Source organism: Parablautia sp. Marseille-Q6255 (assembly GCF_951230155.1).
GTDB lineage: Bacteria > Bacillota > Clostridia > Lachnospirales > Lachnospiraceae > Choladousia.
Map to the genome: position 1 here is coordinate 209523 of NZ_CATNVD010000002.1, position 21466 is coordinate 230988.

The window sequence follows — 21466 nt, forward strand, 5'->3', positions numbered from 1 at the left end:
TTACTTATCTACAAAGGAATTTTTTGCCTTAAAAGCCAAACGCACTTTTGGGGCAAACTTTGATATATCCGGACGCCATGCATCCAGTGCCGGATTACTCGAAAATCCTTTGTCCGGACGTAACGCGTTAATTTCCCCGGTTGCCAGGTCAACCGTAACCGGCGGCTTGGTCTGTACCGTAAGGTTCCGTTCCCGTATCTGGCGTTCTGAGTAGGACCTAACATGACATCTGCACTTGTACCCGTTTGGCGGATACCACACCTTCCAGAACGGATCGTCTGCCCGGTACACTGCCCCGTGTAACGCGGCATGCGTATCTCGTACCCGGTCATCCCCAGCCGTAACATACATCCAGTACGGACGCAGCTTCTTCGCTTGCATCATGCTTTTGTAATGTCCGGCATTATAGGCGGTCTGTACGTTCGTCCGAAATACCAGCTCTGCTTTCCCCGGATTCATATCGTCATATCCATGCGTACCAAGCCAATCATCCATCTGCGCCTTCCAGTCTGCCAGCGTCCTGCCTTCTTCCACTGCCGTTGTCAGCTTATCCAGAAACTCCTGCAGTACCTCTGCGGCTGTGTATCCGGCTACTGTAAACGCTTTCGCTTTCGCTCGATCGCTCAGTGATGCATATTCTTCTTTTGATAGGACGCGTTTCTTTTTCAGAAAAGCGACTGCACTTTCGAAAATCAGCTTGGAAAATCCCTGTAGGTATTCTGCGCCGCTCATCCTTCGCTCCTTCCGATCAGCTCCGCAAAGTAGATGCCCTGATGCAGATAATCCGTAAACTCTTCCAGATCCATTTCTTCATACAACCTGCGCACCGTATCCGCATCCTCCAGCTTCGTTTTTAGTGCTTGTATGTCGTCGCACTCATCGACCAGCTTCCGGATCGGCGCGGTCATCTTTTTAAACAGCTCCCCCGCATTCTTGACAGACAGCTCTACAATCCCATCAATCTGTGCCTGTACCTCAGCTTCCTGATCTGGATCCGGCTCTTTCATCTCTACCGGACCAGCCTCTTCCGGCTGCGGCATATAGGATGATTGTCCCGGAATGACCGCTTCCCCTTCTTCGGGTTTCGGAATTCCAAACTTTTTATAGACGTGATCCATTGCGATCGGCACGCCAAGCTCGTTTCTGACCTTCACATAGATATCTGCCGTCTGTAGCAGATCCTCCGGATCCTCGCAAGTGATTTCAAAGAGCGGCAGGTCTGCTTCAGGACCAAAATTATACTCGACAAGTGGTCCGATGATGTCACGCCGGATCGTCATGGACAGCGCCTTGGCGTCTGCCACCGTCAGATCGTGCCGTACCTCATCATGCGTCTTTGACTGCGCATAGCTTCCGCTGCCACTGTCTGAGGTCAACGTCTGCCCCAAAATCGCTTTGCTGATTTGCTCGTCACAGTACCGCGCCAGCTTCTCATAAGTATCCGTTGCCCCGCTCTTGTTCTGCGACTCAATAAACTCAATGGATGTTGATGACGGTACAATTCCTGCTGCATCTGAGCCAAGCGACACGATTGCTTCCATCAGTGCACGCCTGTCCGCATCAGAGGCTGATGCATCATACTTCCCTAAGCGCAGCGGCATCCCATACACCTCACAAAATGCTACCCAATCCTTTAAGGAGTAGTTTTTAAACAGATACATCCAGCTCACTACGCGCAGGATACCGGCGCGGCTGTCATGACCGGATTTTGCCTTGTAGCGATGTACAACAAATTTGTTATGCGGCAGACTCATTCCTTCCGGATGCGCCTCCGTACAGATACGCATCTCATCCGTTACGGTGTCCCACATCAGTTTTTTGGGGTGTACCTGCTGGATGTCCGCAATCACTATCTGACTCTGCTCATCGACAGCCCACAGGATTTCCATGACAGAGATCCCTTTGCCGATCGCATCCAACAGATCCAGCAGGATCCCGTTCAGGTTCTCCATGTCCTCCATCTGGTCCTGCACCCACTGTGCAATCTGCTTATCCTTGGGATCTGGCGATACCGGCTGCACTTCCCATTCCAGTCCCGTGACGGCCTGTTTTCTAGTCTGCAACTGAGAAAACAGATGAGGATCTTTCTCTTCCATCTCTTCAAACAATTCCATTTGTCGGCGCACGTCTCCATCGTCCGCCTCCCGAAAGATCCGAGCCAGACGTACCGGTGTCAGTCCGTTAGACGGATACTCACTATACTTATCGGACGCTTCCTTCGCCGCGATCCGCGCATAGACCGGACGGACACTCCCGTCCTGCTTCTCCGGATCGTATGGCTCATTGCGGATCTTGCCCTGCTTCTTTTTCTTCTTCGCCATCAGTAGGCTCCTTTCTTCCACCGCAGCAGCCGCTTGCCGACACTCTTGTACCCGATCTGATGCCCCGCTGCTTTTACCTGATTCGCCATCAGGACTGCCATGTGCAGCCCGTCTGGTGCATCGTCGTTCTTTCCCATCGGGAACTCCTGCATCTGCTGCAATAATGATTTCTGCCGTTGCTGGAACCGGATATACCCGTTCTTGACCTCCGGCTGTAACGACCGGATGCGCAGCACCTTATTTGACGTACTCGTGATCCCCTCGATCGGCAGGTAGATGCCCCGCTCTGCTGACTTCTGAGCCATGACCTGTTTAAAATAATACTGAAACTGGACGTCCTCCACACCGAAGGAATAGTAACCTTTGCCATATTCCAGCCGCAGGCGTTTGTCCGTGTCGAAAATGTCCTCGATGATCTTATCCGGATTGCGCTTTGCGATATCCGCATACACGACATACTTGTAGCCGTTCTCCGTATCCAGCGCCAGCGTGATGATCGAGCTGGTATCCGCCTTCGCATTCTTTCCAAGAGACGGATCGTTTCCGCCGATAAAAAGGTACTTTGGCTGTTTGAAATCCACCTCGCCGTCCTCGTAGTAGACGAACCACTCCTCGTTAAAGTCTGCGTTGTCCGGATCGATCGGGTCATTCTGAAGCTCGCTGTTAAAGGATGCGGTGCCTTCATCGACTTTCATCTTCATCAGCTTGTAGTACGGCAGCTTCGCCTCCCACAGTACCTGCGTCCCTTCCAGCATTTCTTCCTTATTCGCTTCAAAAAACGCTTCCGCATCTGCTTCATGCTTGTCGTTAAACAGGTTTGTATAGATCTTCTCCCATGCTTCCCACAGCTCTGGGTGATCGGAATCGGATATGACTGCCCGATATTTCCGGCTCTTGAATCCCGGATTCTGCAACTTGCCAGCGAGTAAGGAATCATAATGCAGGATTGTCCCGACATACATCACATCGGTATAGGTATCTCCCGCCTTTAACACCGCCTTATCAAACCAGCTCTTCAGCTTCCTGCGCTGCTCCGGCGTGGCAACATTCTCATCATTCTCAATATCGTCCAGCACGATCAGATCCGGACGCCATGACCGGTTCTTCCTGCCTCGGATCTTCTTGCCGGATCCGATCGCATCGATCTTCACGCCGTTGGTAGCTTTGATCGTCCCGGTCTTCCACGTAGAATCTCCCTTCAGATGCCCAAAATCCTCAATGATGTAGGCGTTGTCCTCCAGTTCCGTCTTAATGTCCTCCAAAAACGCCTCCGCTTGTTCGGTACTGTCTGACAAGATCAGGATATAATGCTTATAGGCATACAGCGTTGCGTGCAGCGAATCTTTAAAGGTAAACGTCGTGGACTTCGCATGTCCTCTCGGTGCTGCGATCGCCCAGTTACTGCCGTCCATCCGGCTGATCTGCACCGCATCGGTATACGGATTTTTATTTTTCAGGACACCTTCCGCCCAGATATCGTCCAGTTCCCCATGAAACTCCGGAGATTCGCGGACAAAGTAATGCGGCAGATAGGCTCGTCCAAAGTATGCCAGATCGACTGCCGCCAGCTTCTTGCGCAGCCCGTCTTTTCCGGTCAGCGCAGCCCCGTTTCGGTACTGCTTCAGCAGATCCCGTCGGTATGGCGTGTCCTTCCGCAACACATACTGTTCAAACAGCGCTTCGCTGCTTTCCTGCTGCCTCTGCGCTTCCCTCTCTTCCCCGTCATCCAGCTCCAAGAGCCAGCGTTCCAGATCAATCATCCTGCATCATCCTGTCCTTCGCATCTTTCAGGATCGTCCTAAGCTGCTCCGCAGCCTCAGCATCCTGCCGTATGATCTTAAGGATCCGCCCCTCCATCTCTGCAAAAGCAAGATCCGTCTTTTTCTGCATCTCCTGCCGCACCTTGTCCTTATAGACCTTCGTCCGGCTAAGTGATGCCAGCAGCCGCCCTGCCTTATCGAGCGGCATCGCATCAAATTCTTCCTCTGCGGTCGCCATCTTGTTGATCAGACCGTCCATCAGCATCCGCATACCGGCTTCCGTATAATCTGCATCCGGATTCTGTTTGACGACCTGCACCAGCTTCTCTGTCTGCCGCTGCGCTTCCAGTAACCGCTGCATCGCCGTGTTGGAGCGCATCGCATACCTTCCGACCGATGACTTTGACACATCGTATCCCATCGTTTTCAGCCAGTCGCTGATGCCCTGATACGTATTCGATGTATCTGCCAGCATCACATCTACATTCGTTTTGATCTCCTCCGGCAGTTCATCCACCTTCGAGGATATCCGCGTCTTCCTGCGCTGCTTCGCCATCAGATATCCACCCCCGGATCGTTGACCGTGCCTTCCGCAAGGTCGACACCTTCCTTCGTCAGCCGGATCACGGCATCTTCCGCGTATGCGTTGTACGCTGTTACCCGTTCATCCGTAAACTCGATGTACCCAGCGTCATGCAGGTAATCAATATACTTTGATATATCCGGCGAGATCACCAGCCCCGCCGCGATCATCGCATTTGATACCTGACGTGTCAGTGCAGCATTATTAAATCCCTTGACCAGACAGCGGATGATATACCCGCGGACTGCCTTGTTCCGCTTCACCTCCGCGCGTTCTGCGTCGTTCATTCCTCTCACCTCATTCCTTTCCGCTACCCTTTAACAGCAGGCGGTCTATTTTGTGATCGATATTTCGGATGGAATCCTCCATCTTGTTCATTGCCCGGAAGTAATCCTCCCGGAGTACGAACGTTGTTGCAAAGTCCGACTTAAAATCTGTGATTTCTTTTTCCATCTGACGGATCTCCCGATCCGTCTTTTCATCTAATGCTTTGATACGCTCATCTATCTTTTTGTCGATTCCCTTAACCTGTACTTTTGTCTCTTCGTTACTTTTCAGGACGCCGCTGATCCAGTTCTTCACAAGCCACCCAAACACACCCAGTCCGATTCCGATCAGCCCTGTCATCACGTCCGCAAATGTGATCGCATATTCCATATCATTCCCTCTTGATCAGCTTCCCTGCAAGCTCTGTCACGCGTTCCCATCCGTCCATCGCCACCAATGCCACAATAAAAGCTGCGATAAACGAGGCAAACACCATAAACCATGTGATCGGCTGCCCGGCATACGCCAGCATACCAAGGATTGCCACCGGACAGATTACCAGCGACAGGATAATCACTACAATCCCTGTCGGCAGCACGGCATCCAGCCATTTCACGTGCTTTAGCACCTCCGCGATACAGGACACAATAAATGCCAGCACCCCGATCGCTGCCACCAGCTTCGTGACATCCACTATTGATTCAATTTCCAATGCATTCAAAACTTCCATCTTGTTCCCCTTTCCCGACAAAAAATTTAGGAGCATAGCCAAGCTATGCTCCTAGTCTACTTATTCTTCAGATAACCTTTAATTAAAATATTTCAGGAAAAAATTTCACTCTCCATACAACTCGAAATCCGGATCAAACATCGAAAGCTGTCCAAATACCTGCTCATCCTTTAAGATGCTGCGGATCCGGTTCGGTGTCAGTCCGTATTTGTCTGCCAGCTCCCGCAAATTGTAACCGTTCCACTCTTTTTTGATCTTCCGGTTGCGCGCCGGGGTAACAATGCTGTCCGGCTTCGGGATATACAGTGCATCCCCTTGCGCATACTCGGATAATTCAAAAAACCGTTCCATCCCGACGATCTCTACGATCGGCTGGCAGCTCTCCGGCAAATCCTCTATTGTCGTATCATCCAGCAGCTCCCGCATGTTCTGATCCATTCTTATCACACCTTTTTAATATAATCGAGACTAACCCATCCGGCTCCGCTTACCAGATGACCAAATCCGTTCTTTTCCTTGTCAATATGGTACGGCACTTTCCTGCCCTCCGGCTCGCTGATCGTTCCGACGATCGGTGAGTCGATCGATGCCTTTTTGCGGATATTCAGCACATCGCAAGTCGTCTGTGCTGCGTACAGCCATTTCTTCACATGCGCCAGATCCACCCATCCGGCTCCGCTAAGCAGCTTCCCATATCCGTTCTCTTCTGCAACGATGTGGTACTCTTTCTTCCTGCCCTCTGGTTCTTGGATATACCCGACCACCTTACCGGACTTCTGCGGCTCAGACAGGATTGACAAAATGTTCACATCTGTAAAGATACCATACAGTACCTGCCCACTCTCTTCCTGACCTCCCTGATCCGGTGTCTCCGGCTTCTGCTCCGGTACTTCCGGCTTCTGATCCGGCTCGCTGTTTCCTGCATTAAACCGTGTCAGATCCCAACGTTCTATGATGTTGCAGATCTTGTTGACATACTCCGGATCTGTCGCGTACCCGCCTGCCTTGATGATCTGGATCGCCTTCCGGTAATCCTGCTCTCCCTGTATTCCTTCAAACCTGCGCTTGTTCCCGTTTGCTGCATTTAACAGATACGCTGCATGGTCGGCAATGGACTCCTCGATACATTCGTAACACCGAAACTGTGACCGACGCATCACTTCCTGACCGTTCTCAACTTCCGGTGATAACTTCTCGTAAAAGCTCTCACCGTCCCACGCCGTGCCTGACCATGTGTTCCCGGACAGGGTGCATTTCATGCCGTGCATGTTATTGCCGATCTGCGCCAGATCCGTCTGCCCGTATCCGCTCTCTAAGATGGACTGCGCAAGCGATACACAGGCAAGGATGCCGTTCTTACGTTCATCTTCGGTATACATCGCTCCGACTGCTTCGATGTACTCTGCTTCTGCGCAGCCTTCAAATGACTGCGCCTGTGTGCCGTATACCTCTTTGGTATAGACGCACTTTCCGGATGGATCAAACACGCTGTACCCTGCCGGACACACTCGGATCGCTGCCTCCTTTGTCTCCATCGCATACTTCTGGCTTGCCGCATCCTCCCACGACTTGCGTACCCTCCAGTATTCTTTTTTCTCCACATCGCCCGCTTCAGAATCCATTCCCAGTCCGTCCATGATGCCCTGCGCGATCGCCTTGGCAAATGCTTCCTCATGGTCGCGGTAAAAATTCATGTCATCGCCGTCATCGATAAACGCTGTCTCAAGCAAAAAATACTTTGCGCCCTGACGCTGCGCATTGTTCAGGTTCAGCAGCCCCGTGCTGGTATCCAGCAGCCACTCTCGGAATCCAAGCGCAACCACGCGGTCAATAATCGCCCGTGCCACTTTCCGTCCGGCGTTGTCCGGGTGGATGTAACCGCCGACACCTGTAAAGCTTCCGTTCCCATATGGATCCTTCTTTGCTTTCGCATTAAAATGGATCTCTAACGTCATGTCATACTTCGCATACTCCGGCACGTTACCGCGCTTGCTCTGCGTATAGCAGTTTTTCTTCTGGTCATACATCGTCACGGATATCTTATTTCCGATCGACTTCTTTACCATCGTCGCAAGCTCCCGCGTATAATCTGCTTCCTGTCCCCAAATGCTGCATGCGCCCGGATCGCCTTCGCCGTGCCCTGCAATGATCAATAATTTTTTCTTTGCCATATGTATCAGTCCTCCTTTACTTCGTTTATCTCGTCAATTTCTATATAATCTGTATTGACAAAATAATCCTCATTAAATTCTACCACTTTCGCCCCAACAGATTTCGCTGCCACAACAATATCATCTGTATGATATATGTTTTCGTCTTCCATCTCCTCAGCAATACCCTGTGCTTCTGCCATACTATCGCATTCGATAATCAGGCTGTGTTGGTGCGTGACCTTTTCCTCTACTACAAGTTCATACCGTGCCATCTCTATTCCTCCTTATAATCCAACGTTATTGCCGTCTTACTGTCTACAATTACACATTTCTTCAGTTCCCGGATCGTCGCATCAATCATATCATCCGGCAGGTACGCGCGGATCAGCTCCGCGTTCTTGATCTTATGGATGTAATACAGCTCTACATCCCAGTCACACTCCGTATCAAATATGGCGGTCAGATGTTTCCTGTCTTTTTCATAGTCGCCGCTTAACTTCTTCAGCAGCAGTTTCTTCTGCTTTGCATCCGGAAGGATATGCATCTGGCTTTCCAAAAACTCCTCCAGCTCCATCTCAAACGTATAATCATCCGTAAAAAGAGCTTTCAGCATGCGTTCAAAATTAGCGCTGCACTTATATTTCGTCTCCGTAGTGACTGTAACGTTCTTGTTCCAGACGGCGTCCGATACACACAGCTTCAGCCGGTCCGGATTCAGGATATCAAGGCTCTTCCGATCCGTTACGGATGCCGCAGCACCCATGCTGCCATAGAACCGTGTATATTGCTTGTTGCGATCTTCCATAATACTGATCCCACGTGCCTGCAGCTCCGCCTGATACTTCGAGATGTTCCGCGCTGTCTGAAGGCGCAGGCGGTCGAGCTGTACCAGCTCATCTACCAGCTCCGCGCTGGTCTTCTGCTTCAGTTCATCCATTGTCTTCTCCTCCATTTCCCATCTTCTCCAGTGCATCACAAACCCTCCGCGCACATCCGGCACATACGTAACGTCTAAATACCATATGTACTTGATCCTGCCTGCCACAGTACATACAACGAGGCACATACGGCTTCATGATAATCCCGCCTTCACTGGTGCTGAGAATTATCGGATCGTGTGGCTCTAGTCCTAAATCCCTGCGCATCGCAACCGGGATATTGATGCTTCCACTTGTTGATAATTTCTTATACTTTTCCATTCCTGTATTCCCCCTTTATGCTTCTATAATGTCCCTGATGTAGTCATACTGTTCCTTGATCTTATATGTCGTGTCTCCCCGCCCCTGGACCATTTCCTGAAACTCTTTTAACCGTATAGCCAGCTTCAAACACTTCGCTGCACCTACTGCTTCAGAAGATACCCGCAGCGTTCTCTGCTCCACATCTCCTAACATAATGCTGATCGCTTTCAACAAATAGAGGTCCCACACATAACAGCTCTGATCCCTTGCATTCCATTCCTGCCTTGCCTCCTCTACAAACTTTTTCCGGTTCAGCTTCTTTTTATCCGGTGGAAGGATTCCCTTCTCCTGCAACTGCTTTTTCATCCTTGCACGTTCTGCCCGTTCCTTTTTCGTCATGCTCCATCGCCTCCCTGCCCTTCCAAATCGTTCATTGCCGCCAGATAAACATCCAGCAGCTTGTCTTTTACCGTCTCAATGTCCGCGCCACGCTTCATTGCATTGCGCCCTACCATCACCTGCAGCACGCCGCAGATCGCTGTCATATCTTCCAGTGACACATGCTCCGCACGCATATCTACCTTCCCGTCCCTGACGGTCAGCTCCACCCTACAGTCTTCCATCCGTTCACCTCCAATAAAAAAACTGCCGACCGTTTATACAGTCAGCAGCTTTCTTCACTCTTCCTTATTCACTTCATCAATAAAAGCCTGCATCATTACTGTGAGCTGTCCGGCGGCGCTTACGCCTTTCTTTTCGCAGGCTTCGGCAAATGCCTCCGTGACTTCCTTGCGCAGCTTATACGATTTCGATATAATGCCTACCTTTTTCGTGTATTTTTCTGTCGCAATGGTCTGCGGTGTCGGACTACCTACCGGCATTGTTATCCCTCCATTTCCTATAGATTCCCCTGCCGATAAAACCGGCAGCTATTGATATAGCAACAATTAAAAAAATATTCATTTTTGTTTGCAACGGATGAGCGGTTGTGCTATACTCTGTTTAGGTGGGGGACTTGCGTCCCCCGCTGACTAGCTAAAAAATATGTAGTCGATAATCAGTAAGATTATCCCGGTCAAAAGCCCTGTCAGGAATTGAACCAGCACTTCAATCCAATCGACTCGGCTTTTTTCCGTTCTACGCTTGCGCCTGTTGCGGTTGCTCATCTCGTTTTCCTCCTTTCCTCTCTTGATGATGTTAGTATATCATATGGTACACCATATGTCAACATCTTTTTGCAACTTTTTCAAACAACTTTCTGCTGACTGTATTCAGTTATCAATGTGCAAGATTCCTTCATGACTTTTCTTCCTGCCGGTTGAGCATTGCCTTTAATGCTTCGATCAGATCACTGATCTGCTTGTAATTCAGCCACTCCAGACGGTCAATCTTAAACATCCGGCGGCACATCCCATTGATACGTTTCTCATTCCACCCAAGCGACTGCATCAGCTTATAGACCTTCCGGCGCTGGTTCTGTGTCGTCCCGTCATACTGAGGCGTCCGCACTTCCCTGCCGCGCCGCGAAGATTCTTTCATCTGCGACAGTACATACACGACACGCGTAATCTCTTTTTTCGTGAGTTTCCGGATCGACTCTTTCCCCGTCTGTGCCATGACAACCAGATGCAGCTCCTCGTCTGTCATCCGCAGTTCATCGCACTTTGCCAGTCCCCATATCGTCCGAATGCTCGGATTTGTGCTTCCTGCCATTTCAGCCCATCCTTTCGCGTTTTGCCGACGTCCTTGCCGTCTGCATAAACGCCGGGATCTGGATCTCCCGTTCCTCCTGCGGTGCAGCTTCCTTGCGGCTGCTAATCGTGATATGGCAGCTCGGATCGTTGATCTTCGCCATTGTCTTGTAGATTGCTTTCATCAGGCGTGCCGCCTTCTCCTGCGCATTGTTACCCGTAACGTTAATCGTGATCTGTTCCATGTTCGTTCCCCTCTCTTCTTATTTTTAAAGCAGCATCATGCCGGATGCTTCATTTACAATGTCAATCGTCACTTCTGTGACGCCCCTGCTTTTCATCACACGTAACACGTTATTCAGTGTACGGTCGAGCAGTCTGAAACAGCCATTGCGTGAGCTGTATGCGCGGCTTGCCAGCTCTCTGCGTGCATCCTCTGATATACTCCAGCCTGCAAGGTAGCCGTCCAGTTCCTTCTTGTCCAGTCCGCCCAACTTGTAAAAAAAGTCGATCCGGTTCGCGAAGCGGTCGAGCATGTTGCGCAGGTCTACTTCCAGCTTCGGCTCCCCCGCGATCACGATACCGACATCTGCCTGATCGTAAATCCCCCGCAGGATCTCCATTTTCGACGCTGTGTACTTATTTATAAGCTTGTCCGCCTCGTCGATAATCAACAGATACCCAGTATTTACGTTTAAAAACTCCCTAATCCGGCAGATGCGCTTCCAGTTTGTACCAGATGTAGCGCGCGGAATGCCGAGCTTTCCTTCGATCGCTTCAACTAAGTCTCGACAGCTCATCGTGTCATCACACTCCATGTATACAACCTTCGGCATCTTTGCATAGTGCTGTAACGCATATGATTTACCGTATCCAGACTGCCCAATGATGATTCCGAGTCCCATGTCCTCCTGACAGGACTGGCAGACGGACATCACGCCCATGTAGTCGCGACTTTCATAGTACGCTGCCTTCTTCGGCAGCTTCTTCGTCTGCTCTGCCACTGCCGGAATGGTTTCCGTCCTCTGATCCGCCTCTAAAAAATCACTATTTCCATTCGCCGCGAGAAAATCTTTCAGCATTTCTTCCAGCTCTGCCGGATTGCTTTTATACTTCCCTGCAAGGTACTGACTTACCATTGATCTGCTTACATGCAACTGGGCTGCAAGCTCCGTTTTGTGCATCTTCATTTCTGCCAGTTTTTTTACTACTGCAAGCGCGAGCTTGCTCGGTGTGCCCTCTCTTACTTCTGTATTTGCCATGTTAATACCATCCTTCCTTTTATTTTTTGACATTTATTTTGATAATTTATTCATCATCCAATATTTCTGCGACTATCCACAACGGCATAATAATCATTACCGTAATCAGCGCCGCGATCATCATCAGGATGTTGATCAGCACCCTGATGATACACTCTGCTGCTCGTTTCATTGCTCCCCCATTGCGCGCAGACGTTCCAGCGCTTTCTTTGCCTGCTCGTTCATATACTCCGATTCCTGCGTCTGCTTGATTTTCTTTGCATTGCGCACCGCATTCACATTTTCTGGCATCTGCACTACCTTCTGCACACGGTCAGGCTTCTTTCCAATCGTCAGATCAACACCTCCGACGATGCCCTTACCATAATTCTCTGTCGCTTCACCGAGATCAAATGGTCTTGTCGCTTCCTCTAATTGCGCACGTACATCACGGATCTGTCTATTCTGCATCCTTCTGTGGTCCTGCAGTACCGAATCGGACACCCGACCAAACTTAAGCAACTCCTGCGCTTCCGCCCGGCAGATCAGCGCTCCGGTATCATCCAGCACGTAAATGCCAGTAACATCCCACGGATCCACCTTAATCTGTACCTTGCGATTAATATAGGTACACAGCTCATATGCCATGTAATCGTGACCATTCCGTCGGATGCCTGTATTGTATACGTGTGCTTCTTCGGATTTCATTAACGCCATGACTGCCACACTGCGCGGCGGCGCAGGCTTTACATAGCGTTCCCCGTTTTCAAACAGTTCCTTCGGGGTTCTGTACTCCTCTTTTAGACGTTTCAGGCTGCTGTGCTGGCGGTTGATATACTTTTCTTTGTACTTCTTCCACTCTGCGTAAAATTCTTCCATCGTCAGCAGCTCCCCGCGTGCCGCCATTGCCTTGATGTCCTTATTCACCTTTGCATCCGTCCTTGATCCGGTCAGCGTTCCCGTATAGCTGGCAAACTGCTTTGAAAATCGTTGGATTACTGTGCCAAACGACCGCTCAATCTGCCCTTTTGTCCAAGGTTCATACGGCATTGATATATGTACATCAGATACACCCATATCCCGGTAAAATCCGCGCGTCTTCCGATCACACTCCAGGTCAAAATACTTTTCTTTCGCCTCCGCGTCGTGCCGGTCCTTCCGATCGATTCCGTTCAGATCCTTTGAGGTATAATCTTTTCCGTTGTCAATATACAAGTTCTTCGGTACGTATCCCCCCAGATCCTCATAAAACATCTTGATCAGGCTTTCTTTCAGAATCTGCGCATTCGCATCGCGACAGATGACATCACCGAAGATCATACGGCTGCGCGTATCAATCCAGCAGACCAACTTCGGACGGATCGGGATCTCCTTCCCGCTTGGTGTCTTATACATTACCCACACATCAAACGTATGCTCATCGCCCTGTATCATTTCAAGTACCTGCAGGCTCTTCGTATCGCGTGCCCGCTTTACCATCTGTTTATTTTTCCATGACACCGCTCCATCTTTTGCGTAAGCGTGTACGCTTGCCATCCCCTCTGCGTCCATCACAAATGCGATGTATCGCGATATCGTCTGATAAGAGGGCAACTTCTGCCATCCTTTGATTTCAACGATCTCCTGCAGCGTCTCATACAGGTCTTCCCTCGTCCGGCGGTTCTGCGCAAATGATTTATCAAACCAGATATTTTTAATGCACTGCTTCATCTGCTGTGGGATGCTGGGAAACAGACCAACTTCTTTCGGTTTCCTGCACAGCGCCAGCACCTTGATGTAATCATAGCTGCATCCGTCTTCCTTCCGCATTTGATCCGCCCACGCGGACGCGGTCATGTAATCATCCACCAGCCGACGGAACGTCCTGCCGCTCTTACCAAGCCGTTCCTTCGCATACGCTTCGGTCCATACGGTCAGGTCATTGCGATGCTTCGGTACGTTACTGAGATACTCTCGCACCACGTTCCCCAGCTCCATGCCTTTATAGTAGTTCTTACTATATTGATGCTGGTACCATTCATAATCTGCATCCACGTACCACGGTCGCTCCGACGCGGGCTTCTCGGCTGCGGTTTCCACACCCCGATCGGCTGCGTCGGCGATCCGCTTTACTGCCTCGCGGCGTTCAAAGGATGCCTGCGCCATTTTAGACAATGAATTTACCGATACAAGAATAATGTCTCGACCACCTGTGTCAGACTTTTTTGTCTGAATGCTATACTTTTTCTTATTGCGTTCAATTCTTCTATATAAAGTAAAGTATTCTATGCCTTCCAGCTCCGCCGCTTCCTCCAACGTTATATATGCTGCTGCCTGCATCCGATCACCTCCTATGCAGCTCGTCCATTTTCAATATCTCAGCTATCTGCTCTCTGTATTTCGCGCCTGTCCGGCTTCCATTCATAATCTTTGTGATATACACCGGATTTACCCCGAGTGACGCTGCCAGCTGGCGTTGCGTCATATCCAAATCTACCAATCTCTTCTTTATCTTTTTCCCCAGCGGGGTCAGTGTATTCTGCCCTGCCATGCGATCACTTCCTTTATAAACACTTACTTTCTTTATCGTTTTTGATATGTTACAATTCTCTTGCAGGGTACTCCCGCAGGAGGGAGGTGACTACCCATGTTTGATTATCCGATGGATGTTGGACCAGCCAATGAAAAACTTGACTGGAGACTTATTTCCCAACATCCGGAAGACGGTGATACAATCTCAGAATATGAGGCTCACTCAGAACTCTTTGATAAAACGTATCACGCAACTGTCAGAACCGGTGACCGTGGTTGCCATTGTCACCATACATTCTGACACCGAGGGGAGCTGTTGCAGCAGCTCTCCTTTTTTAAGCAATTACCTCTAGTTTCCGCAATTTCGGCTTGCCTCCGATCTTTTTCAGTGACATCCGGCTGACTACGTGCAGCTCACTGCCAAGATCTTTCACGACCAACCAGTCAGCAGGTGCCAGTCCGCTTGCTTTCATGATCTGCTTCTGCCGCAGCGTCGGCTTCTTTCCGTTCTTCATTGCTCCCTCCTTCTTGTCTGTCCTCCTCGGTTATGTTACTATTACTGTATTACTAATTCCGTGGAGGACTGCCTCATGAAACTATGTTCTAATTGTATTCGCGATATACTGCTTGTCCTTGAAGATAAGCCTTTCGGTATCCGTTATCCATTTCCTGCTTTATGCGAACAGCTTCCCAGCTATTCCGAGGAAGAACTATACTATACCTGTCTCAAACTTTTAGAAGGCAACTACATCAAAATATCTGACGCAGGATATACAAAGCAAAATCTTATCCGAATCAGCACTATTGATGACCTTACTTTTACCGGACATCAATTTCTTGAAAACATCCGAGATCAATCTGTTTGGTCTAAAACTCTTGATGTAGCAAAATCTGTTGGTTCCTTTTCCTTAAAGGCTCTATATGACATTGCAGCAGAGATCATAAAGGCAAAAATTACTGGTCTTTTCTGATTTTGATGATTTTGCTTTTATCTTCTTTCACTGCCGTTTGTATTGCTCTCTCCATATCCTTGGCGTATTCTTCTACTATTTCCTCAAAATCATCTAAATAAAAGAAATCATATAGCAAGCTGGAAAACGCCTTGGATATGTCTGCAAGAATGTTTTCATATACTATTCTTTTAAACTCTTCCCCGTTAATTTTTTCGCGTTGAGCTTTACTAGGCACTTTGATCCACCTCCTACCCTTAGTATGCAAAAAAAAATTTTTAATGAATCACTTTTTAACACCTGCTACATTTATTATGTATGCCAAGGTACACTCTCAATAAAAATTCAATGCCTTCAGATCAGCATAATAGTCCGTCGAACGCCGGTTCCGGTTGTGATTTCCGGATGGATATGATAAATTTATTCTGAGTTATTTCTTACCCTAATTCAATTATATCGGATATTAGATATTTGTCAATATATTTTTATTTTATTTCCGATATTTTATTTTAGGAGAATGGAGGTTTATATGGATCAATGATCGGACTAAGAATACGTGCAAAAAGAAAGAACTTCATTTAACACAAGTCGATGTTAAAAAACAAACAGGTATATCCAATGGTAATTTAAGCGAAATAGAAAACGGGAATACATTACCCTCTGCTGGTGCCTTAATGGCATTGTCACAAGCACTTGATGTCACTACAGACTGGATACTTTTTGGAGAAAATTCAAAATCAAATAATTCAAGCTCCAAGAAAATATCGGATTTTGAATATAGTTATATTGAGCTCTTTAGAAAACTTGATACAGATGATCAAGACGAAATCCTTGCGATGATAACTTTAAAACTTAATAGAAGAACTAGGGGGGCAAAATCTACCTTTTCCGAGCAAAATAAAGCGATCGAAACAGCTTAATTTTTTTCTGCTTTTTGGGTAACTTATTACCCTTTTATACAAAAAATATGTTCAATTGCTTTTTTTATTATACTCTACGAAAAATGCGGAAAACTCGCCTATTATGGGCAATTGAACATACTTTTTTGTACTGCTCCAAAATGTTCAATTGCTCTGCGTTACAAATTACAGGATTTCTTTTATAATTTTCTGCGCTTTTCTTTCTAGGAAAATCGCTGTAACGCCTATATTTCCTAGCTTTTTTCTATTTTTGTAACGCGCGTAACGCAAAAAAATAACGCTATAACATTTTGTTATAACGCTGTCTGTATCTTTCACCTTTTTAACTTCTAATAATTTTATCAAAAATATGATTTTGAATATGTCTGACAATTCAAAGTCTATGATTTTTCATCATTTCTATGTTTTCTTCTGCCTGATCGGCTCCTATATGCATTGCTTCAGCTACTTTTTTACGCAATCCGGCTGCCTCGCTCCCCATATCTTCTCATTCATCTTTTAATTGCGCATACAATTTTTCTGTTTCTCAAAACAAATGTCAAAAACATACGCTTTTCAATTCATAAACCCGTCAAATCCCTTGATTTTTCGGTGTTTCCCGATGTTTCCCATATTGTTACACACTTTCCCGTTTCGTATCTTGTTTTTGACATTTATTCTGGTAGTCCACAATATTCCTCCCGGTGCTGTTTATATATTATTTCAGCTTATCCTTATTATCTTCTTGTTTCTTTTTATCCCGATATTTCCGTATGAGTTTATTACGGATAGGAACGCCAACACCAATCAAAAGCACAACTGCCAAAATTGTGAAATCCATACAATCACCTCACATTTCCTTATTCTTCATAACCCGAATGGACAAGAAGATTGAAACCGCATACATCACGACAATAGCAAAAACCGCAAGCAAAACAAGAAGTATCGGAGAAGATTCAACGACTGAAATAATTGAGCTCCCGATAGCTGGCATTTTAGAGAGAAGAAGTAAAGTCACCAAAAAACCGGCCACTGGAATATACATAAATACCCGTCCTTTGATTGAGCCGTACTTGTAATATCCCGGAATCTGGAACACGGTATAGAGTGCAAATAAGAATACTCCTGCAATAGCGGCAGTTACAATATCAAATACGCCAACTGTTTCACCCAGCACTTTCAAGACAAGCGGCTGTGCAATCAAAGAAATAATCAAGGAAAGAAGCCCCATTGCAAGGACGAAAACATAGCGTCCGACCACAAGTTCACTTTTCCGAACAGGTAAAATACCAAACAGCCGATCCATGCTGTTTTTTTCTGTGATGGAAAAGGTATATCCCGTCGTCATGGCAATAAAGCACATAGCAAATGATACCCCTGTCAGCAAAGAACGATTGATTGCGGCAAACACAATCGGCAGGAGCAGGGTAAAGCAAATCGTCTTAAAATATGGTTTTACCAATGCAATATCTAATTTTGTGGATTTCAAAATATTACTCATAATCGTCACCTTTCTTGCTTGTAAACACTACAATTTCATCAATGGTGGCAGGCTCAACGGTCAGGTTAGGGAAACCGCTAATATCTTCGGTTTTCATCAGAGCCTCAAATCCCGTAGGGAATGTACGAATACCAGCCGCCTTATTTTTCAGATCATCGGACAGTTCCTCAATTCCACCTTTTACAATGCGGAACATATCTACAAAATCATCTTTGCTGCCAGTAAAGTACAGCTCGCCATAACTGATGTAGGTAATATAATCGGCTGCACGCTCCAAATCGCCTGTGATATGGGTGGAGAACAAAACACTATGCTCGCCATCTTCAATATACTCTGAAAGAATTTTCAAAAGTTCATCTCTGGAAACCGGATCAAGTCCACTGGTCGGCTCGTCGAGGATCAGCAGTTTGGCGTCGTATGAAAACGCACAGGCAAGCATTAACTTCATCTGCATACCTTTGGAAAGTTCTTTTACCTTTTGGGTTGGTGTAATGTGAAATTTCCGTAACATATCCGCAAATTTCTGGCTGTCCCAATTTGGATAAAATACCGAAATGGATTTTTCAACCTGCGACACTTTCCAATCATCACTGAAATAATTTGTATCGAAAACAACGCCCAGCTCTGATTTTACTTTTTGTTCTTCTGCGATATTATCCAGCCACATCACTTTGACTGTGCCGCCGGTGCGCTTGAGCATATTCAAAATCAGTTTGATTGTCGTTGTTTTGCCAGAACCATTCGGGCCGATCAAGCCCATAATATATCCCTTTGGCAAAGTAAAGCTGATATTGTGAAGTTGAAAAGAATCAAAAGATTTTGAAAGATTCGTTACCTCTAAATAATTAGTCATCTGTTTTTACCTCCGTTAAAATGTCCAAAAGGCGATGTAATTCCTCTGTGGATAAATTTGCCATTCTTGCAGCTTTTATTGCTTCGGTGAGATTGTTTTCTACTTTGCAAATAAGCTGCTCCTTAATCAGTTCTGAACCAGACCCCATTACGAAACATCCACGCCCCTGCACATTTTTAACAAAGCCCTCTTGCTCTAATTCTGTGTATGCCTTTGTCACTGTTAAGACGCTGATCTTTAAGTCTTTGGCAAGTGTTCTAAGGGAGGGCAAAGTTTCTTCGGCTTGAAGCTCGCCAGATAAAATAGCCGCCTTGATCTGCTGTTTAATCTGCTCGTATATGGGGACGCCAGATACATTTGAAATAATCAGTTTCATTGCTGCATCCTCCATGTGTTTTAACTGTTATGCTGTTATATATAACACTATAACATGTGAAAGGTAAGATGTCAATATGTGAGGATAAACTACTGGCAAGCAATGCAATCTTACGTAAGATTGCGTATTTAGCAGAAATCCCGTTCCCGGAATTCCTGCTAAATGCTTGTTGGTGACATATCCCCAAACCCCTGAGATCATTGCCGGTGGCAATGGCTGCGTGTTCCGTTGGAACGCTGAAAACGAAAAGCTGACAAACCTTATTGACGTGATTTTTCTGTGCTGCGCTGCGGTAGCGGTGGGGAAGAAATCTCTAATAGATATTCCACATTGGCCCGAACATTGTGAAGTTCTTTCATATCATTTTTGGCCTGCTTATAGGCAGAATAGGATTTCCGTTTTTGTTCCAGAAGATCGGTGTATTCCTCCCGGAGAGATTTGACAGAGGGGAGCTTTTTGATTCCCAACTCGTCAAAATGATTTTTTGCCGCCTGGTGCAGCAGAATTTCAGACTCATGTGCTGTTCGGTATTTTTTGCTGTACCCAGCTTTGCGATATTCTACATAGACAGCCCTCGTTTTCGCATAGTTTACAATCTGCTTTTGCAGCTCGGCATTGGCGTTCATTCTTGACTCCAGATCTTTAATCTGAACGGATAAGGTATTGAAATTAGTGGTAGCGGCGTTGGCTTTTTCCAGAAGATCCTCATAACCCATATCGCCATGTTCTTTTAAGTAGAGCACTGCCTGGGAAAGCTGTTTTAAGTTGAACACTTTTGCCCAACGCTCATAACCGGGACCTTTGCCGGAACGGATTGCAGCTTCAATATCAACCAGCAATCCAACTTTGGAAACCGGTTTTTTTGAAGAAGCATGGCGGGATTTTACTGCCCGTGTACCGGCAATCCGTTCTTTGATGGCCTGTTCTGTATAATCGCCTTTGAGCGTGTCACATCGGGTATAGTTTTCCTGTCCCGGAACTCGGAACCGAAGATGTTTTCTTTCACGGTTGACTTCAAGCCCAACAGCCTCCAGCTTCTTTAGAAGTTCCTCAAAATCTTTTGGCTTTTCCTCTAATGCAGCATCAATAGCAGTGCGTATCTGCTCCTGAAAGGAAGGCTGTTTTTTATTTCCCAGCCATGTGCCATAATGCTCCCGGCTGGGTTTCGGATTTTCTACAATCGAAAGTCCATGCTCCAAACACAGCTTGTCATTCATTCGCCGGATTGCCCAGGTAGAGCCCCAGAAGTTGCGAAATTTTTTCTGACAGTCCAGTGTAGTAGAGTTGATAATGATGTGATTATGGACATGGTGCTTATCTACATGGGTGCAGACGACAAAGGCATGGTTTCCTTTTGTGAGCTTCAGCGCCAGCTCCCTGCCGATCTGATTGACTTCTTCCGGCGTAACTTCGCCGGGCTTAAATGCCTGACGGAGATGGTAGGCGATCACATCATCCACACCCTGATTTCTGCCAGTCAGATTTGCATACTGTCGTTTGGACAGAAGGAACTCTGCATCAGCAAGCCGGGTATCACACTCATAGCCATAAATGAATTTTCCAAAATCGGTTTTCTGCGGATTTTCTACATAATCAATAATATCTGCGATCGCAGTAGAGATATTCCGACCTTTTCCTACATGCAGAGGCATCAGTCTTGTGGTCGCTATTTTCGTCACCCCCTTAACTTAGAATTTGCATCCCTATATAAAGAAATTGTGGTAGCACTTTAGTTAACTCGGCTGGACTTGTTAATGCAAATTAAATTTATAACCATAGCCAATTACTGTTTTTATATATTCATGTCCCTTGCAATATGGTTTTAACCTTTTTCGTATTTGAAAAATCGTGTTTTCTACTGCGTGCAAATGGTTATTTGTGGGTTCATGCCAAATCTGTTCATAAATCTGTTCTTTTGTGAATGTGGTTTGAGGAGATTGCAGTAACAAATAAAGGACTTCAAATTCGTTTATTGATAAATAAATTTCCTGTTGATCTAATATTGCACAATGTCGGTTAACATCAATATGTAAAGTGTGATTTGTTTGCTTTAATCCCCAAAATTCTTGTGCTATTGTCCGGTCATTTGCAATCTGTTCAAGCAGCTGGGATAATTCATTAAATTTTCTTACTTCCCTCAATTTCTTATATAGATTAACAGTTATCGTACACCCATATATGTCCTTATCAAAATCAAAAATATGTGTTTCGATTGAAACAAAGCTATCATTATCAAGTGTAGGGCGCGTCCCAATATGGGTAACACCATAATATATCTTGCCACTTAAAATAATATCTGCCACATACACCCCTGTCTTTGGCAAAAATGTATTTTTTGCTATTTCTATGTTTGCGGTAGGTGTCCCCACATGCTTTCCAATACCTCGGCCATGTATAACGATCCCTGTTAGTGTGTAAATAGGCTCATTTATTTTTTCTTTCATTTCAA

At 46.7% G+C, this 21466-nt stretch carries 32 protein-coding genes; 3 read left to right on the forward strand and 29 right to left on the reverse strand.

What is annotated here, in order from left to right:
• From QOX44_RS03140 to QOX44_RS03240, 21 genes are all read right to left on the reverse strand, one after another.
• Window positions 1-732: a phage head morphogenesis protein gene (locus tag QOX44_RS03140; protein ID WP_283681225.1), complete on the reverse strand. Its 732-nt coding sequence runs from the start codon at window positions 730-732 to the stop codon at window positions 1-3.
• Complete coding sequence (locus tag QOX44_RS03145; RefSeq protein WP_283681227.1) at window positions 729-2321, reverse strand: DUF935 domain-containing protein; 1593 nt, start codon at window positions 2319-2321, stop codon at window positions 729-731. Before QOX44_RS03145 ends, QOX44_RS03140 begins: the two co-directional genes overlap by 4 nt.
• On the reverse strand, window positions 2321-4081 hold the full coding sequence (gene terL / locus QOX44_RS03150; protein WP_283681228.1) for a phage terminase large subunit: 1761 nt from the start codon (window positions 4079-4081) through the stop codon (window positions 2321-2323). The genes QOX44_RS03145 and terL overlap by 1 nt, the downstream gene beginning before the upstream one ends.
• Window positions 4074-4637, reverse strand: coding sequence for a phage protein Gp27 family protein (locus tag QOX44_RS03155; protein ID WP_283681229.1), 564 nt, complete (start codon window positions 4635-4637; stop codon window positions 4074-4076). Before QOX44_RS03155 ends, terL begins: the two co-directional genes overlap by 8 nt.
• Window positions 4637-4951, reverse strand: coding sequence for a hypothetical protein (locus QOX44_RS03160; RefSeq protein ID WP_283681230.1), 315 nt, complete (start codon window positions 4949-4951; stop codon window positions 4637-4639). The genes QOX44_RS03155 and QOX44_RS03160 overlap by 1 nt, the downstream gene beginning before the upstream one ends.
• Window positions 4952-4961: 10 nt before the next feature.
• Window positions 4962-5321 (reverse strand): hypothetical protein, encoded by a 360-nt coding sequence (locus QOX44_RS03165; protein WP_283681231.1) that lies wholly within the window; start codon window positions 5319-5321, stop codon window positions 4962-4964.
• A gap of 1 nt (window position 5322) precedes the next feature.
• On the reverse strand, window positions 5323-5661 hold the full coding sequence (locus QOX44_RS03170; RefSeq protein WP_283681232.1) for a hypothetical protein: 339 nt from the start codon (window positions 5659-5661) through the stop codon (window positions 5323-5325).
• A gap of 105 nt (window positions 5662-5766) precedes the next feature.
• Window positions 5767-6099: a Mor transcription activator family protein gene (locus QOX44_RS03175; RefSeq protein ID WP_283681234.1), complete on the reverse strand. Its 333-nt coding sequence runs from the start codon at window positions 6097-6099 to the stop codon at window positions 5767-5769.
• Between the two features lie 5 nt (window positions 6100-6104).
• Window positions 6105-7832, reverse strand: a complete 1728-nt coding sequence (locus tag QOX44_RS03180) for a glucosaminidase domain-containing protein (RefSeq protein WP_283681235.1) — start codon at window positions 7830-7832, stop codon at window positions 6105-6107.
• A gap of 5 nt (window positions 7833-7837) precedes the next feature.
• Window positions 7838-8086, reverse strand: a complete 249-nt coding sequence (locus tag QOX44_RS03185; protein ID WP_283681236.1) for a hypothetical protein — start codon at window positions 8084-8086, stop codon at window positions 7838-7840.
• Between the two features lie 2 nt (window positions 8087-8088).
• A complete protein-coding gene (locus QOX44_RS03190) occupies window positions 8089-8751 on the reverse strand; it encodes a hypothetical protein (protein ID WP_283681237.1) in 663 nt (220 codons plus the stop codon).
• The gene (locus tag QOX44_RS03195) at window positions 8744-9013 is read right to left on the reverse strand and encodes an AbrB/MazE/SpoVT family DNA-binding domain-containing protein (protein WP_283681238.1); all 270 of its coding nucleotides are present in this window, start codon (window positions 9011-9013) and stop codon (window positions 8744-8746) included. The genes QOX44_RS03190 and QOX44_RS03195 overlap by 8 nt, the downstream gene beginning before the upstream one ends.
• Before the next feature lie 15 nt (window positions 9014-9028).
• On the reverse strand, window positions 9029-9394 hold the full coding sequence (locus tag QOX44_RS03200; RefSeq protein WP_283681239.1) for a hypothetical protein: 366 nt from the start codon (window positions 9392-9394) through the stop codon (window positions 9029-9031).
• A complete protein-coding gene (locus QOX44_RS03205) occupies window positions 9391-9618 on the reverse strand; it encodes a hypothetical protein (protein ID WP_283681241.1) in 228 nt (75 codons plus the stop codon). The genes QOX44_RS03200 and QOX44_RS03205 overlap by 4 nt, the downstream gene beginning before the upstream one ends.
• Before the next feature lie 54 nt (window positions 9619-9672).
• The gene (locus QOX44_RS03210; protein ID WP_283681242.1) at window positions 9673-9876 is read right to left on the reverse strand and encodes a chemotaxis protein; all 204 of its coding nucleotides are present in this window, start codon (window positions 9874-9876) and stop codon (window positions 9673-9675) included.
• Between the two features lie 415 nt (window positions 9877-10291).
• Window positions 10292-10708: a regulatory protein GemA gene (locus QOX44_RS03215; protein WP_283681243.1), complete on the reverse strand. Its 417-nt coding sequence runs from the start codon at window positions 10706-10708 to the stop codon at window positions 10292-10294.
• Between the two features lies 1 nt (window position 10709).
• Window positions 10710-10931, reverse strand: a complete 222-nt coding sequence (locus tag QOX44_RS03220; protein WP_283681244.1) for a hypothetical protein — start codon at window positions 10929-10931, stop codon at window positions 10710-10712.
• Between the two features lie 24 nt (window positions 10932-10955).
• Window positions 10956-11948: an AAA family ATPase gene (locus QOX44_RS03225; protein WP_283681245.1), complete on the reverse strand. Its 993-nt coding sequence runs from the start codon at window positions 11946-11948 to the stop codon at window positions 10956-10958.
• A gap of 46 nt (window positions 11949-11994) precedes the next feature.
• Window positions 11995-12120: a hypothetical protein gene (locus QOX44_RS03230; protein ID WP_283681247.1), complete on the reverse strand. Its 126-nt coding sequence runs from the start codon at window positions 12118-12120 to the stop codon at window positions 11995-11997.
• Window positions 12117-14246, reverse strand: coding sequence for a transposase (locus QOX44_RS03235; RefSeq protein WP_283681249.1), 2130 nt, complete (start codon window positions 14244-14246; stop codon window positions 12117-12119). Before QOX44_RS03235 ends, QOX44_RS03230 begins: the two co-directional genes overlap by 4 nt.
• 4 nt (window positions 14247-14250) lie before the next feature.
• On the reverse strand, window positions 14251-14457 hold the full coding sequence (locus QOX44_RS03240; RefSeq protein WP_283681250.1) for a helix-turn-helix domain-containing protein: 207 nt from the start codon (window positions 14455-14457) through the stop codon (window positions 14251-14253).
• 96 nt (window positions 14458-14553) lie between these two features.
• On the opposite strand from QOX44_RS03240, the gene QOX44_RS03245 reads away from it, so the two are divergent.
• Window positions 14554-14739: a hypothetical protein gene (locus QOX44_RS03245; RefSeq protein ID WP_283681252.1), complete on the forward strand. Its 186-nt coding sequence runs from the start codon at window positions 14554-14556 to the stop codon at window positions 14737-14739.
• Window positions 14740-14773: 34 nt separating this feature from the next.
• Here QOX44_RS03245 and QOX44_RS03250 read toward each other — a convergent pair whose 3' ends face one another.
• Window positions 14774-14953 carry a DUF6906 family protein gene (locus QOX44_RS03250; RefSeq protein WP_283681253.1) on the reverse strand — a complete coding sequence of 60 codons (180 nt, stop codon included), beginning with the start codon at window positions 14951-14953 and terminating at the stop codon, window positions 14774-14776.
• Window positions 14954-15028: 75 nt separating this feature from the next.
• Here QOX44_RS03250 and QOX44_RS03255 point away from each other — a divergent pair, with 75 nt between their 5' ends.
• Window positions 15029-15409, forward strand: coding sequence for a DUF2513 domain-containing protein (locus QOX44_RS03255; RefSeq protein WP_283681255.1), 381 nt, complete (start codon window positions 15029-15031; stop codon window positions 15407-15409).
• On the opposite strand, the gene QOX44_RS03260 is transcribed toward QOX44_RS03255, so the two are convergent.
• The gene (locus tag QOX44_RS03260) at window positions 15393-15626 is read right to left on the reverse strand and encodes a hypothetical protein (protein WP_283681256.1); all 234 of its coding nucleotides are present in this window, start codon (window positions 15624-15626) and stop codon (window positions 15393-15395) included. The two genes, QOX44_RS03255 and QOX44_RS03260, sit on opposite strands and share 17 nt — an antisense overlap.
• A 295-nt stretch (window positions 15627-15921) precedes the next feature.
• On the opposite strand from QOX44_RS03260, the gene QOX44_RS03265 reads away from it, so the two are divergent.
• Entirely contained in the window at window positions 15922-16308 is a 387-nt protein-coding gene (locus QOX44_RS03265) for a helix-turn-helix domain-containing protein (protein ID WP_283681308.1), read from the forward strand.
• 697 nt (window positions 16309-17005) lie between these two features.
• Here the strand turns inward: QOX44_RS03265 and QOX44_RS03270 are convergent.
• The 6 genes from QOX44_RS03270 to QOX44_RS03295 all read right to left on the reverse strand — a co-directional run bounded on the left by QOX44_RS03270 (window position 17006) and on the right by QOX44_RS03295 (window position 21461).
• Window positions 17006-17128 carry a hypothetical protein gene (locus tag QOX44_RS03270; RefSeq protein WP_262348839.1) on the reverse strand — a complete coding sequence of 41 codons (123 nt, stop codon included), beginning with the start codon at window positions 17126-17128 and terminating at the stop codon, window positions 17006-17008.
• A 9-nt stretch (window positions 17129-17137) separates the two neighbouring features.
• Window positions 17138-17788, reverse strand: a complete 651-nt coding sequence (locus QOX44_RS03275; protein WP_283681260.1) for an ABC-2 transporter permease — start codon at window positions 17786-17788, stop codon at window positions 17138-17140.
• Window positions 17781-18641 carry an ABC transporter ATP-binding protein gene (locus tag QOX44_RS03280; RefSeq protein ID WP_283681261.1) on the reverse strand — a complete coding sequence of 287 codons (861 nt, stop codon included), beginning with the start codon at window positions 18639-18641 and terminating at the stop codon, window positions 17781-17783. Before QOX44_RS03280 ends, QOX44_RS03275 begins: the two co-directional genes overlap by 8 nt.
• Window positions 18634-19017: a GntR family transcriptional regulator gene (locus QOX44_RS03285; RefSeq protein ID WP_002578893.1), complete on the reverse strand. Its 384-nt coding sequence runs from the start codon at window positions 19015-19017 to the stop codon at window positions 18634-18636. The genes QOX44_RS03280 and QOX44_RS03285 overlap by 8 nt, the downstream gene beginning before the upstream one ends.
• A gap of 260 nt (window positions 19018-19277) precedes the next feature.
• A complete protein-coding gene (locus tag QOX44_RS03290) occupies window positions 19278-20687 on the reverse strand; it encodes a relaxase/mobilization nuclease domain-containing protein (protein WP_283681309.1) in 1410 nt (469 codons plus the stop codon).
• 81 nt (window positions 20688-20768) lie between these two features.
• Window positions 20769-21461, reverse strand: a complete 693-nt coding sequence (locus QOX44_RS03295; protein ID WP_283681263.1) for a riboflavin kinase — start codon at window positions 21459-21461, stop codon at window positions 20769-20771.
• Window positions 21462-21466 lie beyond the last annotated feature (5 nt).